General features: G+C 26.8%; 9 protein-coding genes, 3 tRNA genes and 1 pseudogene. 10 read left to right on the top strand and 3 right to left on the bottom strand.

Translation table 11 applies throughout. The annotated features are described in order from the left end of the window. Positions 1-89 precede the first annotated feature (89 nt). A complete protein-coding gene (locus QZ288_RS08845; RefSeq protein WP_295157859.1) occupies positions 90-2,132 on the bottom strand; it encodes a Gldg family protein in 2,043 nt (680 codons plus the stop codon). Between the two features lie 160 nt (positions 2,133-2,292). Here QZ288_RS08845 and QZ288_RS08840 point away from each other — a divergent pair. From QZ288_RS08840 to QZ288_RS08805, 8 genes are all read left to right on the top strand, one after another. Continuing rightward, a tRNA-Phe gene (locus tag QZ288_RS08840) sits at positions 2,293-2,365 on the top strand. Between the two features lie 47 nt (positions 2,366-2,412). Further along, positions 2,413-3,126 carry an RluA family pseudouridine synthase gene (locus tag QZ288_RS08835; RefSeq protein WP_295157856.1) on the top strand — a complete coding sequence of 238 codons (714 nt, stop codon included), beginning with the start codon at positions 2,413-2,415 and terminating at the stop codon, positions 3,124-3,126. Between the two features lie 84 nt (positions 3,127-3,210). Beyond that, positions 3,211-3,283: transfer RNA gene (locus QZ288_RS08830), tRNA-Lys, on the top strand. A gap of 26 nt (positions 3,284-3,309) precedes the next feature. After that, positions 3,310-3,383, top strand: a tRNA-Glu gene (locus tag QZ288_RS08825). A 252-nt stretch (positions 3,384-3,635) separates the two neighbouring features. Further along, on the top strand, positions 3,636-6,731 hold the full coding sequence (locus QZ288_RS08820) for an SNF2-related protein (RefSeq protein WP_363322951.1): 3,096 nt from the start codon (positions 3,636-3,638) through the stop codon (positions 6,729-6,731). 153 nt (positions 6,732-6,884) lie between these two features. Beyond that, on the top strand, positions 6,885-8,315 hold the full coding sequence (locus tag QZ288_RS08815; RefSeq protein WP_295157851.1) for a PD-(D/E)XK nuclease family protein: 1,431 nt from the start codon (positions 6,885-6,887) through the stop codon (positions 8,313-8,315). Positions 8,316-8,580: 265 nt separating this feature from the next. Next, positions 8,581-9,561, top strand: a complete 981-nt coding sequence (locus QZ288_RS08810; protein WP_295157848.1) for a glycoside hydrolase family 3 N-terminal domain-containing protein — start codon at positions 8,581-8,583, stop codon at positions 9,559-9,561. Then, a complete protein-coding gene (locus QZ288_RS08805; protein WP_295157845.1) occupies positions 9,525-10,619 on the top strand; it encodes a glycoside hydrolase family 3 N-terminal domain-containing protein in 1,095 nt (364 codons plus the stop codon). Before QZ288_RS08810 ends, QZ288_RS08805 begins: the two co-directional genes overlap by 37 nt. Before the next feature lie 14 nt (positions 10,620-10,633). On the opposite strand, the gene QZ288_RS08800 is transcribed toward QZ288_RS08805, so the two are convergent. Continuing rightward, positions 10,634-10,930 carry a helix-turn-helix domain-containing protein gene (locus QZ288_RS08800; protein ID WP_295157842.1) on the bottom strand — a complete coding sequence of 99 codons (297 nt, stop codon included), beginning with the start codon at positions 10,928-10,930 and terminating at the stop codon, positions 10,634-10,636. Between the two features lie 256 nt (positions 10,931-11,186). Further along, positions 11,187-11,831 carry a cyclodeaminase/cyclohydrolase family protein gene (locus QZ288_RS08795; protein ID WP_295157839.1) on the bottom strand — a complete coding sequence of 215 codons (645 nt, stop codon included), beginning with the start codon at positions 11,829-11,831 and terminating at the stop codon, positions 11,187-11,189. 302 nt (positions 11,832-12,133) lie between these two features. Here QZ288_RS08795 and QZ288_RS08790 point away from each other — a divergent pair, with 302 nt between their 5' ends. Together QZ288_RS08790 and QZ288_RS08785 are read left to right on the top strand one after the other, a co-directional pair. Next, the gene (locus tag QZ288_RS08790; protein WP_295157836.1) at positions 12,134-14,788 is read left to right on the top strand and encodes a valine--tRNA ligase; all 2,655 of its coding nucleotides are present in this window, start codon (positions 12,134-12,136) and stop codon (positions 14,786-14,788) included. A gap of 195 nt (positions 14,789-14,983) precedes the next feature. After that, positions 14,984-15,136 (top strand): annotated as a pseudogene (locus QZ288_RS08785) (type II toxin-antitoxin system HicA family toxin); the annotation flags it as partial. Positions 15,137-15,327 lie beyond the last annotated feature (191 nt).

Raw genomic sequence — 15,327 nt, 5'->3', positions numbered from 1 at the left:
TTTTTTACAAATATTTTAAAGATTTATTATACTTAAATAATTTTAAATGTAAAGTTTCAATAAAAATAATAAAATAGAAAGCATTATATTTATGAAATTTCATTGTTAAACTTTTTAAATATATCTTTTCTTCTTTTTTTATCAGAATTCCATAGCATAAGTCCGAATACTATAATAGCAATAGGCAGCATAACTATATTTATTATTCTTACCAAAAGCTTAACAGTTTCAGGTACTTGATAAGGCGGATTAAATACAGCCCCTTTTCTTCTTATGCTCATAAGTCCTGTATTGCCGACCATATAATCAACAGCATTCATAAGAAATATTTTATTTGCTGCATAAGCACTATTTTTAGCAATTTCATAAGAACCTAATACTATAACTTTTCCGCTTGATGTGGAATTTATTCTGTTTATACTGCTGTTAATATTATTATTAGAATTTTCTGATAAAGGAATTTCTTTTTCTTGAAATGCACTATTCATCTTACCTTCAAAAACTGCAGATATTAATCTCTTTGATAATTTACTGCTGTCAGAAGGCATACCTGCCATAGATGCTGTAAAGTTTTCCGTTTCTGTCCAGCTTTTACTGCTGGTATAAATTAGAGGAGTAATTTTTATATCTGTATTATTAGTGTTTAATATAATTTCTGATGAAATAGGTGCAAGCATAACATTAATGCTTTTTGTAATATCGCTTTTAGAATTAATATTTTCTGCAGCTATTAAAGGTATATAGTACATTTTCTGTTCAGGCATATTCTGCTGTAACTGTGCTTTATATGAATTATCATCAAATATCATATTTTCTGCTATTGTAAAGCCGTAATTATCAAGTATTTCATTAAGTCTGTTTGTAACAGCTACAAGTTTCGGTCCGTACATTTGTGCACTAGGATCATCCTGATTTATTTCTGCTCCGTTTAACATAAATAATACAGGTTTTCCGCTCATAATAAATTGATCCAGATTATATAATTCATAATCGCTGAAAGGAGTTTTACTTCCTGCAATAATTAAAGCATCTATATTTGAAGGTATATTATTTAATGAAATATCAATAGGCTCAAAATTATAATTAGCCTCTATTTCTGCAATATACTCGCTTACGCTATTATAAGCATCATTAGGATTTCCTCCAAACTGCGGAGGTATTGTTATATAATTAGCTTCTTCATGCCCTTGTACATATCCTATAGTTGCTTTAAGTCCAAGCATACTGTCTATATTTTTTGATATTTCATTTTTTATTTCATCGAAAGCCCCGTATAATATATATGAAGTTGAAAGTTCTCTTATATCATCTCCATTTTCTAAAACTAATGAAAAATAAGCACTTCCTCTATTTGCTACAATATTTCCTTCATTATCTTTTATATCATTCCATTCTATTTTTTTTATATTAATCTTTTTTAATAATTCTTCATCTTCAGCGGTAGGATTTGACATATCAATATTTATAAATCTTACTTTATTCATTAAATCTTTATTGGCATCAGCTACAGCCTGCATTATAGAATCAGGTATAAGCTCTATTGCCCCTATAGGAAGAAGCTCATATATTTCCTTTGATGATATATAATATACATTTAAATTATTTTCTAGTCTTGCAAGTCTGTCATTTTTATCCATCATTTTTCTTATAATTGTATCTATATTATATTCCAAGCCTTCTGTCGATTGAATAAAAGGTATCGTTTCTATGGAATCTCCGTATATAAATGAAAGTCCCATATATGCTATTTTAGTCTGAGTTTGATCTTTTTCTAATACGCTTATTTGCGTAGGATTTATTCTATATTTATTAGCCAAATCAGAATGCTTTGATGCATCTATAACTTCAAAACTTATATTTTTTCCTCCTGCACTCTTATATCCTTCAAATATATCTTTTATATATCTTTCATAAGTAGAAAAAGGAGGAGGCAGATTCGGAGTAACAAAAAATTTTACGCTCATAGGTTCTTTTAAATTTTTTACCAATCTCCTGCTTTCCTTACTTAAAGAGTAAATTTTATCTTTAGTTAAATCTATCATAGGAGTGAACTGACTTAATACTGCATTTATTAAAATTATAATTACAACAGCAAATGAAAATGTTATTATTCTGTCTTTCTTTTTTGTCATATAATTAATTACCTGCTAAAAAATAATTTTTATTATATATTTAATGATGATGTTTGTCAAAATATATTTATATGAGTATAAACCTATAAACATATTTTTTGTAATAATTTTATGCAAATAGTTGACATTTTTTTTTAGTATGCTATAATAAATTTCACTTGCCGAGTTAGCTCAGTAGGTAGAGCAAAGGACTGAAAATCCTTGTGTCTAGGGTTCGATTCCCTGACTCGGCATATTCCTTATATATTCTTAACTCTTAAATAAATCGAAATTAAATAGTATGGATTTTGAAAAAGAACTTAATAGTTATATAAGTCCTATTTATGAGGATAATCATATAATAGCAGCAATAAAGCCTGCCAATATACCAGTTCAGGGCGATATAACAGGAGATGTTTCTTTTTTTGACAATATAAAAGATTATATAAAAATAAAATATAATAAAAAAGGAAATGTATTTTTAGGACTTGTACATAGACTTGACAGACCTGTATCAGGAGTTATTGTATTTGCTAAAACATCAAAGGCAGCTGCAAGACTAAGCGAATATATAAGAGAAAGAAAGTTTGAAAAAAAATATTATGCTGTTGTTAATGGCATACTTTTAGATAAAGAGGCGGAACTTGAAAATTATCTTATAAAAAAGAAAAATAAATTAGGAAATATTGCTCAGGTAGTTTTTAAAAATACAAAGAATGCAAAAATAGCCAAATTAAAATATAATGTTTTAAAAGAAGATATAACAAAGAATTTAAGTTTATTAAATATAGAATTAGAAACGGGAAGATTTCATCAGATAAGAGTTCAGCTTTCTAATATAGGGCATGCAATATACGGAGATAGAAAGTACGGAAGCTATATAAAATATGACAGAGATGATGTTCCTTTGGCATTATTTGCTAAGAGTTTAAAGTTTCCTCATCCTACTAGAGATGAAGAGGTTTATATTGAGGCAGAACTTCCTTCTTTCAGTCCTTGGAATATATTTTTATAATATAAAAAAAATATATTTAATGCTTGACAAAAAAATAATAATATTGTAATATATACAAACATTTAATTGAATATAAAAATAAACGGGCCAATAGCTCAGTCGGTAGAGCATCGCCCTTTTAAGGCGGTTGTCGAAGGTTCGAACCCTTCTTGGCTCATATTAAGTAAGATATTTTTTATATATGCCGGTGTGGTGAAGAGGTTTAACACACAGGATTTTCATTCCTGCATTCGCGGGTTCGAAACCCGTCACCGGTTCATCTTTCCGCACTGTTTTAGTGCGGTTTTTTTTTTGCAGAATATTTAATATTCTTAAATTTATACTTTGATGAAAAATAATTTTTATATTAACATAATTTAGTTATCATAATATTAAACAATGTATTTATTTTTGCATATTATTAAAAATCATGTTTTTTTATACATTATAAAATATTGACTTTTTTAATAATTATCTTATTATAAAAGGCGTTTAAAAATAATGTGTATAAATATAGTAAGGTTATGGGAATGAATACTAGGGGTAAGTCTAAAAAGAAAATTAAAGAAAATGATAATCCTTTTTTAAACTTAAATGCAAATATTAAAGAAAATGATGAGCTTGCAAAGGCATCTATAAAAACTATAGCAAACAGCATTATAATAACAGAAAGCGATAATAAAAGAATAGACAGAAATAAAAAAGAAGAACATTCACAAATAATAGATCTTTCCCGCAAAGATTGGCTTTATTATACAAGATCTCCTTTAATGGATAATTATAGGGATAATCTTTATAGAGAATATTACAGTTTATCAGTATTATTATCTTTAAGAGGAGACAGCAGTAATGAAAGAGTTTTAGGACTTTCATTAAAATTAATAGATTTAGAAAATAAAAAAGAATATAGAGTAGGGGAGCTTGAAAGTTTTTTATTTTCGTGCGTTATCGGAGACAAGCAGAATATAGAAGATGATGAAAAAATAATAGAACTTGAAGATTTCAGCAAGGCAGAAGCTAAATTTATAAGATTTTTGAATAATTTATATGCTGAAGCTAAACAGCTGCAGGAAAATGGCAAGTTATGGTTTAAAGACTATGATGCATATCAATGCCTGCTTTTATTAAAAGATGTTTCTAATATAAGGCTTGAAAGCAGAGTAATTACATTCAGCGATGAAATTTTAAATTTGCAGTTAGAAAGCTGCTATAATGAAGATAAAGATTTGATTCTTAATTTGAGTATTAAAGATATTGATTTGAATAGAGTTTATACATTTGGAGAAAACTGCGGCTTTGTGCTTTATAAGGATATATTTTATGAAACTAATCCTTCGTACCCTAAAATCAAAAAGAATATTTTTAAAGACAGTATAGTAGTAAGAAAAGATTATATAAAAGATTTCTGCTCAAGAGTGCTTCCTAACTTGAAAAAAGATTTTGATAATATAGAGCTTCCTGAAGATATAAAAGAAAATGATATATTAGCTTTTCCTGCTCAGGCATTAGTATTTTTGGATTATGACGGCACTAATGTATTTTCTACTATCAAGTTTAAATACGGCTCTTTTACTATTGATCCTTATTCAGGAAAGTTTACAAGCAGCAATATGTTCGATAATGAGGTTACAGAGATTTACAGAGATACTGAAAAAGAAGAGTATTTCTGCAGAACTTTATCTAAATACTTGGATAAGGTAGGGGATTATACTTTTGCTACTTCTGATGATGAGAAGATATTTTATTTATGCTATAAAATACTTCCATCTCTTCAGGATAGGGGCTGGACTTGTTATTACAGCGAATCTTTTAAATCATTGAAATTGAATGTTAAGCCTTTAAAAATGAGAGTTTCTTTAACTAAAGATATTAATTTCTTTGAGATTAATTTTTCTTTTGAGGGCGTTAAAGAACTTTGTGATTTATCGGATATTATAAGGGCTGTAAAAGTTGAAAATAAGGAATATATAAGGCTTCAGAACGGTTCATTCGTACCTATAGATTTGGAAGTAATTGATTATATAGCTAAAATGTTCAAAGAAAATCCTATAGAACAGAAAGAAAATAATAGGTATTTGCTTCCTATGTTCAGTGCTCCTTATTTTGCTGATATGCTTGAGAAACATAGCGGTATAGAATTGGATTTAGATGATAATTCAATAGATACAATAGCAAATATAAAAAAAGTTGATTATGATGAAACGCCTCCTAAAGATATAGCAGGAGAGTTCAGAAGCTATCAGTTAATGGGTTATAAATGGCTTAGGAAATTGGCGGACATGTCATTGAATGGAATACTTGCTGATGATATGGGGCTTGGAAAGAGTTTTCAGACTATAGCTGCTATATTAAAAGAAAAAGAAAAAGGAAATAATCTTACTTCTTTGATTGTTGCCCCCACTTCCTGCGTTGCTAATTGGGAATGCGAGATAAAAAAATTTGCTCCCTCTCTTGAAGTTATAGTATTATCAGGCAATTTAAAAACAAGAATGAAAAAGATTAAGTCGGTAAGTAATTATGATGCTGCTGTGATATCATATTCTGTATTAAGACGGGATGTAAAGGCATTGAGTGAGAATCAGTTTAATTATCTTATATTAGATGAGGCACAGCATATAAAAAATGCCAATACCCAGAATGCTAAAATGGTGAAAAGTTTAAAATCATTGAAAAGACTTGCATTAAGCGGTACGCCTATAGAAAACAGTATAAGCGAGATGTGGTCTATGTTTGATTTTCTTATGCCCGGATTTTTGGGAAAGCATAAAGATTTTGTTGAAGATTATGAAGCTCCTATACTTGCAGGATTGGATAGTTCAAGCGAGGCTTTAGATAATTTAAAAACTAGAATAGCACCTTTTATATTAAGAAGATTAAAAACTGATGTATTAAAAGATCTGCCTCCCAAACATACGGTTGTAAGCTATTGCGATTTAACTAAAGATCAAAAAGAACTTTATATGTCAATACTTGAAGCTGCCAGAATAGAGATTTTTGAAACTGTAAAAAGAAAAGGTTTTGCTCAGTCTCATATAGAAATATTTTCGGCATTGACAAGATTAAGACAAGTTTGCTGCCATCCAAGACTTATGCATGATGATTTAAGAGGTGAAAGTCATACAAGCGGCAAATTTAATATGTTTATAGAGATGATTAGAGAAGCTGTTTCAGGCGGACATAATGTATTGGTATTTAGTTCATTTACAAGAATGCTTAATATTATGAGGGCGGCTTTCAAGAAATTAGGCATAGATTATTTTTATTTGGATGGTGCTACGAAAAACAGAATGGATTTAGTTCATAGATTCAATGCAGGCGAAGCACCTATATTCTTACTAAGCCTTAAAGCAGCAGGTACAGGACTTACATTGACGCAGGCGGATACAGTAATGCATTATGATTTATGGTGGAATCCTGCTGTTGAAGATCAGGCTACTGACAGGGCATACAGGATAGGGCAGAAACGAGTTGTCACTAATTATAAACTCATCACAAGAGGCACTATAGAAGAAAAGATATTAGAGCTTCAAAATAAAAAGCGTTTATTGATTGATACTGTAGTAGGTGATTCTATGGGTGATATAAATAAATTAAGCTGGGACGAAGTAAAAAATCTTATTGATTAATATCATAATAATTTTAATTTTTTTTATATATCATAGTATTGTGAAAAAGTGCAATTTTTATTTTTGGGATTGCATTATAGAATTTCACATCTTTTTATTGTTCTATATTTAATACAGATTGTAAAAATATAATTCTTTTAGTATACTATTACTATGAATACAGAAATTATTGAAAATACACTATTAGCTTTAATAAATGAATTCAAAAAAGATGAAGAAGAAAAATATAATGCGGTAGAAAATACTATAAAATCTATACATAAATCATTTTTAGAGGAAGAAGAATTAAAGACAAATATATTAAATCAAATCTTTCCTAAAATTAAAACAATAATAGAAGAAGTAAAAGAGGAAATGAAAAAATATCCTCCTCAGTTTTGTATATTTGATGCAGTAAATTTACAAAGATATGAGAACTATAATAGTAATTTACTTGCCAATTTTCTTAAAATAAATATAGAGTATGAAGGTACTAAATTAAGTTTTGTTAAAGACTTTCTAATTTATTTAAATAATAAACTGAAATGGGATTACTATGGGTTAAAGAGTATTGAAGAATTAGAAAAAATAAATCATTCAGATATAAATATAAAAAGAGAAAAATATGCATACAGAAGAAGAATGGATTTATTTATATCTTATAAAAAAGACTTTGCAATTATCATAGAAAATAAAATATATGCTTCAGATCAGCCTAATCAATTAAATGATTATTATAAAAAGAATCAAGATATCTATAACAATATATATATTATTTATTTAACGCCTTATGGAAATGAACCTAATGAAAATAGCCTATCTTCAAATGTAAGAAAAGAACTTGGGGATAATTTTAAAACATTAAAACATTGCGATATAGCTTTATGGCTTGAGAATATTTTAGAAAATGAAAAATATTGTTTTTTTCATAAAGAAAATATTTTATTTAAAGAGAATGACAATAAATATATAAAAGATTATAGGCTTTTAAAATCTGCTATGATACAGACTATACATAATGCCAATATGCTAGGCAATAATACAAAGGAGATTGATATGACAAAAGAAAAAATACGAAAACTATTGAAAGAAAATATTTTTGAAGATATACAAACAGTGGAAGATGCTGAGGAATACAAAAAAATATTTAATAGTGTTATAGATATTATTAATGAAAAAGAATGGTCTATAAAAGCTAAACCGCATATTGAGTTTACTCAAAAAGTTTTAGATTACTTAAAAAAGAATGGTGAATCAAAATCTTATACTTTTTTAGCTGAAAAAGAAATTTTAAATGGAATAGTTAATAAAAATAAATATCCTCATAATATAGAATTTAAAACTATAAATGAAGCCAATGTAATCTTGGAAAATAATAATAATGGTACGGATATAGATTTTCATTTTGGAATATATACAGAAAATGAAAGAACAATAAAAAAAATAAAAAAATTAGATGAAGAAATTAATAATATATTTGAAAAATTTTCTAAGGATTCTTCAGGTTGGATTTATATATATTATATAAACACAGAAAAAGACATTCCAGAGGAAATTGCTATAGCTATGATTAAACTTTATGATCTTTTGAAAGAGAATTTATAATAATATAGAATATATAAGTGTATGTTTAAGCAGATTATAGTTTACTAATTACTAACAAAATAAGTTTTAAATGTAAAATAAATATTTTTATTTTCTATAATAAGTATTAAGCTGCATACCATTCGTTTATGTACACTGTAATACTATGTAATACTATGCAGAAATACTATTGCGAAGCTACCTACTGTAATGGCTAGTATTTTTTATGAAATTATGATATAATATCAAAGAATATAATATTTTTTATTTATAATAATCAAAAATAATGATTTATATTATTTCAATTATATTAATACTATTTTTTGTATTGTCTTTTTTATTCATCACTCATTTTAATTTTAATAAAGATATAAAAATAGATTTAAAGAATATTAATAATGCTAAAGAAATAATGAGCATAATATCTGTAAAAAACTATGATGAAAATCTAATAAATGTTTTAAATAAAAGCCGTATATCAGGCATTATTATAAATATTGATAATTTAGAAATGCATTCGCTATTTGAGTTAATAAAAGATATAAAAAGAAAAATTAATAGAAAAATATTTATAGCATTGGATCAGGATTATAAAGCTTCTTACAGCATATTTTATCATCAGAAATTTAAAGTTTATCCTAGTTATATAGGCGAGAGAAAAAGCGAGGAGTATGCATACAAAATAGCTTATGAAAGGGCAGTAAAGTTAAAATCTATAGGCATTAATATGATATTATCTCCTATATGCAATACATATTGCAATGAAAAATCTCATCTAAAAGAAAATATATTTACAAGTGATAAAATATTAGCTTCTAGGCTTATATATCAAACAGTAAAGGCACAAAAAGATGCAGGACTTATAACAGCATTAAAATATTTTCCAAAATACTATGATGATGAGTTATATATAGATGATAAGTTATATATAGATGATAAATTATATGATAAAAAAATAAAAAATATTATTGATAATAGAGAAACATTTTTAGCAGGTATAAAGGCAAATGCTGATATTATAGTTATGTCTAATATAAAAAATGCTTTGAAGTATAAAGATTTTCTTATTAAAGATATGAAGTTTAAAGGCATTATAATGACTGATTATATTAATGATAATAAAAATATAATTAGTTATGGAATAAATGTTTTTTCTAACAGTTATTATAAAAATATAAAGAATATAAAAAATATAATTGAAAATAATATTAATGATATGGACTTAGAAGTATGTGCAAAAATATTAAATTTAATAAAACGATTATAAAAAGCATAATATTTTTAATATTATTATTTATATATGCATGTAAAGCTGATTCAGATATATCTGATGAAAATATGTATATAGAGAAATTAAAAAAAGATTATTCTGATTTATCTTATTATATAGATAAAGTTTATGAAATGGATGAAAAAGAGAGAAAAGGACTTTTATTAATGGTCGGTATTAAAGATAAAATACTTTCAAAGGAAACTATAGAAATACTTAAAGATAATAATATAATGGGAGTTATACTATTTAGTTATAATATAGAAAATGAAAAGCAATTAAAGAAGCTTACTTCTGATTTAAGAAAATATGTTAATCCGAATATGCTTATTTCTATAGATCAGGAAGGAGGCGAGGTTAATCGCATAAATTTTGATAAATTTAAAGATATTTCTCCTAAAGATATAGGGGATTTAAATAGTATAAAGTATGCATATGATATAGCATATCAAAAATCAAAGTTTTTATTAGATATGGGTATAAATATGATATTAGCACCATTATGCGATATACCTAATGATACTAATTCATACATATATAATAGAAGTTTTTCTACAAATGTTAATATAGTATCGGATATGGTATATGCTGTAGTTAAAGCTCAAAAAGATGCAGGAATAATAAGCGTATTAAAGCATTTTCCTGGACATGGAGATACAGCAGTTAACTCCCATAATGATTTTCCGAATATTGATAAAACTATTAATGATTTGCTTTCAAAAGAATTTCTGCCTTTTAAAAAAGGAATAGAGGCAGGAGCTGAGATGGTTTTAGTTTCTCATATAAAAAATAAATATATAGATGATAAATATCCTGCTAGTATGTCCAGAAAATATGCTGATATATTAGAAAAAGATTTAGGTTTTAAAGGTATTGTAATTACTGATGATTTAGTTATGACTGGAAATATTGATGAATGTATTGACTTTGGAATTAATTTAACAAGTAATGTATATGAAAATGCAGAGTATATGTTTAAGGATATGAAGCCTGATATTTTATCATGTGCGAGAGTATTAAAAATAATTTCAGAAAATAAATTATCCCGTACATAGAAATATTATTTATTTTAATTAGTATATTTCTTTTTTCTATTACTATTAGGGTTTCTCTTATATGTAAGAGTTTCATCTAGTCCTGATTTTATATACTCATTAATGATATTAACTACTGTATGATATGTAACATTATACTGTTTAGCAATATCAGTATGAGTAAGTCCTGTTTTATTTTTTTCGTCTAATGCCAGAATGATATTAGCCCTAGAAATTAGTCTTTTTGATTTACTTTCATCTTTTATGAATTCTTTAATTTTTTCTTTTTCCTGTTCGCTTAAAGATATTATATGTTTAGTTATTATACTCATTTGATACCCCTATTTTTAAGGACAAGGAGATTTTTAAGAATAAAATTATAAAGATATATCAAAGAATAAAATATATTTTTATTATAATATTTTCTAGTTAAAAAATAATTCAGATAATTAAATCAAAATATTAATAATAAAAGATAATTATATTTTATTATATATATTTTATAAATCCTTGCTATGCTATGAAGTTTATCATAATATAAATAAAATATCAATATAAAAGAAAAATTAGAATGTCGTATAAAAAATACTATATTTTAAATAATGATATTTCATTTTCTATACTGTAGAATTTATTTTCTATTTCTTTAATATATTGAATACTGTTAGATTTTATATTTTCCAAAAAGGCATCATTATTTATAAAAGGCATATTAATATTTATATTTAATACAGATCCTTTGGCACATGCAAATATTAAAACATAAGCACTAAGAATATCAGTAATAACTCCATTATTTCCATATTTTAATATAATATCAAAAAGCGGTATTAAATCATAACAGTATTTCAAAGCATTAAAAGGAACTGATATTGATTTTTCTGAAGCCTCAGATAAAGCACAATTTCTTTTATACTTTTCTTCTTCTGTATTTTTAGGCATCTTCATAGCTTCCATAAACATATTAAAACTTTCAGCATCTTTATCTGCTATATCCGTTAAATATGTTTTTATCTCTTTTATTTTTTCTAAAGCACTATTAAAAGAATCCTGTTCTTCTTTACTCAATTGAGAAAATTTTTTTTTGTTTACAGTAAGATGTCCTACCATTCCAGCCAAAGCACAAGCCAAACTTCCTATAACTCCCATAACGCTTCCTCCTCCGGGAGCAGGCAGAGAACTATCAACTTCATTAATATAATCAATTAATTTCTTATCTATTAATTTAGACATTTTTTACTCCGAAAATACAAATAATTTATCAGCGGCTATTCTAATATATCATAAAATAAATATCAATAGATTCTATATTTCGTATATAAAAATTAATAATTGAAAAATATTATATATAGTATAAAATATAAAGAAATTTTTTATTTAAATATTTTTATTTTGCCTTTTCTTAAATATAACTATAGCATTATTAAAATATGTATTAGTATATAAAAATGAGATAACTTAATAAAAATAATATAATCAATTTTTATTTTGATTTATAATTAAATAATAATTAAATAAAAATGGAGGAAAAGAATATGAAACATACTTTAGAAGGGGCTTATACTCCTAAAAACATTGAGGACAAATTATATAATTTCTGGAAAGAAAACGGATTTTTTCATGCTGTTATAGATAAAAATAAAGAACCATATTCTATAGTCATACCTCCTCCAAATGTTACAGGCGTACTTCATATGGGGCACGGACTTAATAATACGCTTCAGGACATATTAATAAGATTTCATAGAATGCTTGGGAAATGTACTTTATGGATGCCGGGAACTGATCATGCAGGTATTGCTACTCAGAATGTTGTTGAAAGAAGATTAAAAGCAGAAGGCAGAAATAAATATGATTTAGGAAGAGAGGCATTTGTAAAAAAAACTTGGGAAGTAGCTAATGAACATCATTCTATTATAATCAAGCAGCTTGAGAAAATAGGCTGTTCCTGCGATTGGGATAGAGAAAGATTTACTCTTGATGAGGGTCTTAGCAATGCTGTAAGAGAAGTATTTGTTGAGCTTTATAATCAAGGCTTAATATACAGAGGAAAATATCTTATTAATTACTGTACCAGCTGCGGTACTGCTTTGGCTAATGATGAAGTTGAACATGAAGAAGTTGCAGGTGCTTTGTATCATATTAAATATAAGATAGAAGGAAAAGATGAGTATATTGAAATAGCTACTACAAGACCTGAAACTATTTTGGCTGATACTGCAATAGCTGTTCACCCAGATGATGAAAGATATGCATATCTTACTGAAAATGATTTTTTAATACTTCCTATAGCAGGCAGAAAATTAAGACTTGTAAAAGATACTTATGTAGATAAAGAGTTTGGTACAGGGGCTTTAAAAATTACTCCTGCACATGATCCTAATGACTTTGCTATAGCCCAAAGACATAATTTAGAAATAATAAATATACTTAATGCAGACGGCACATTCAATGAAAATACGCCTTCTAATTATCAAGGCAAAACTGTAAAAGAAGCAAGAATTTTAATTATAAAAGAACTTGAAGAACTTGGGGCATTTGCAGGCAAAGATAATATTAAGCATCAGGTAGGGCATTGTTACAGATGTCATAATGTTGTAGAGCCTTATTACAGCGATCAATGGTTTGTAAAGATGAAGCCTTTAGCAGAAAAAGCATATAAGGCAGTTAATGACGGCAATATAAAAATCTATCCTGAAAGATGGATTAATACTTATAATCATTGGATGACAGATATTAGAGATTGGTGTATAAGCAGACAATTATGGTGGGGGCATAGAATTCCTGTTTGGTACTGCGATGAATGCGGGGAGATGACGGCTTCAAAAACAGATATTACAGAATGCTCTAAATGTAAAAGCAGAAATATTCATCAAGATGAGGATGTGCTTGATACTTGGTTTTCTTCTTGGCTATGGCCCTTCTCTACTTTAGGCTGGCCTTATATTAATGAGGATTTAAAATATTTTTATCCTACTTCAGCACTTGTTACAGGCTATGATATATTATTCTTCTGGGTTGCCAGAATGATTATGGCGGGAACTCATTTTATGAATGATGTTCCTTTCAAAGATGTTTATCTTAACGGACTTATAAGAGATAAAATCGGAAGAAAAATGTCTAAAAGTTTAGGAAACGGTATTGATCCTATAGAAATTATTGATGAGTATGGAGCTGATGCATTCAGATTTACTTTGTCATTTATAACTTCATTAGGCGGACAGGATATTTGGCTTGACAGAGAGCTTTTCAAAATGGGCGGAAAGTTTGCTAATAAAATTTACAACAGTGCTAAATATATTTTTGGAAACATTGATGATAATGCTGATATAAAAGATTTAGACAGCTGCATTCTTGAAAATAAAGATAAATGGATATTATCAAGGCTTCAGAAAGCTGTAGAATCAGCAGCTCAGAAATTAAAAGAGTATAGATTTGATGAGGCTTCTCAAACTATTTATAAATTCTATTGGAATGAGTTTTGCGATTGGTATATAGAGATAAGTAAATTCGATTTGAAAGATGAAAGCAAAAAAGAAAAAACTATTGCTGTATTATTATATGTGCTTGAAGAATCAATGGCTATGATTCATCCTTTTATGCCTTTTATCACAGAGGAAATTTATTCTAATTTACCAAAGCATAATATTGATTCAAAAGCATTGATGATTAGAGAGTATCCTAAATCTAATTTAAAATATATATTTGAAGATATAGAAAAAGATTTTAATTTAATTCAGGATATAGTATCCGGAATAAGAAATTCCCGTTCATCATTTAATCTGCCTCCTAATAAAAAACTTGATATTATAATCCGCTGTACTTCAGATTATTTCAAAAATACTTCTGAAAGCTATAAAGATATTATATCATCGCTTTCACTTGCAGAGTCTTTGAATATTATTTCTTCAAAAGACAGCGAAAGAAATAAAGGCTCATTTGTTAAAGTGTTTGAAGGCGGTGAGATAAATGTTAATCTTATGGGTATAATAGATTTGGAAGCAGAGAAAAAAAGATTAGAAAAAGAAGCAGCAGGGTACAAAAAAGATTTAGAAACTGTAAACAAAAAACTCTCTAATGAAAACTTTATGAAGAAAGCTAAACAGGAAGCTATTGACACTGAAAAAAGAAAGAAAAAAGAGTTTGAAGATAAATTAAAAGGTATAGAGGAAGTTTTATCGTCTCTGTAATTTTTAATGATATTTTATAATAAAAAACTTGGCTTATATTTTTTAATGTAAGTCAGGTTTTTTATTTTTAACAAATTAGTATTGATAGTAAATATATTATGTGTATAAATTTTACTTAAAGGAGAGAATATGCATATAATAAAATATATAGAATATGTTTTATGAAAGTTATAAAACTTCTAAAAAAATGGCTGGTTTGAAGTTACTCAAAGTGGAAGCCATAAACAATTTAAACATAATAATAAGAAAGGCAGAGTTACAATTTCTTATCATAAGAAAAGTGACAAGCTAGATATTGGAACACTAAAAAGCATAGAAAAACAATCAGGTATAAAACTTAGAAAATAATTTAGCATTGTTTTTATACGCTTATATTTATCATTATGATGAAAACTAATTTAGAAACATTTACAGCGAATATATATAAAGCCAAATCAGGATATAATGCAGTATTTTATGATTTTGACGGATGTGTAAGTTCAGGAAGAACTTTAGAAGAAACAGTTAATAATGCAAAAATAGCACTTCAGATGCATATT

It is taken from the genome of uncultured Brachyspira sp. (assembly GCF_910578695.1).
Classification (GTDB): domain Bacteria; phylum Spirochaetota; class Brachyspiria; order Brachyspirales; family Brachyspiraceae; genus Brachyspira.
This window is presented reverse-complemented; position numbering and strand designations above follow the sequence as displayed.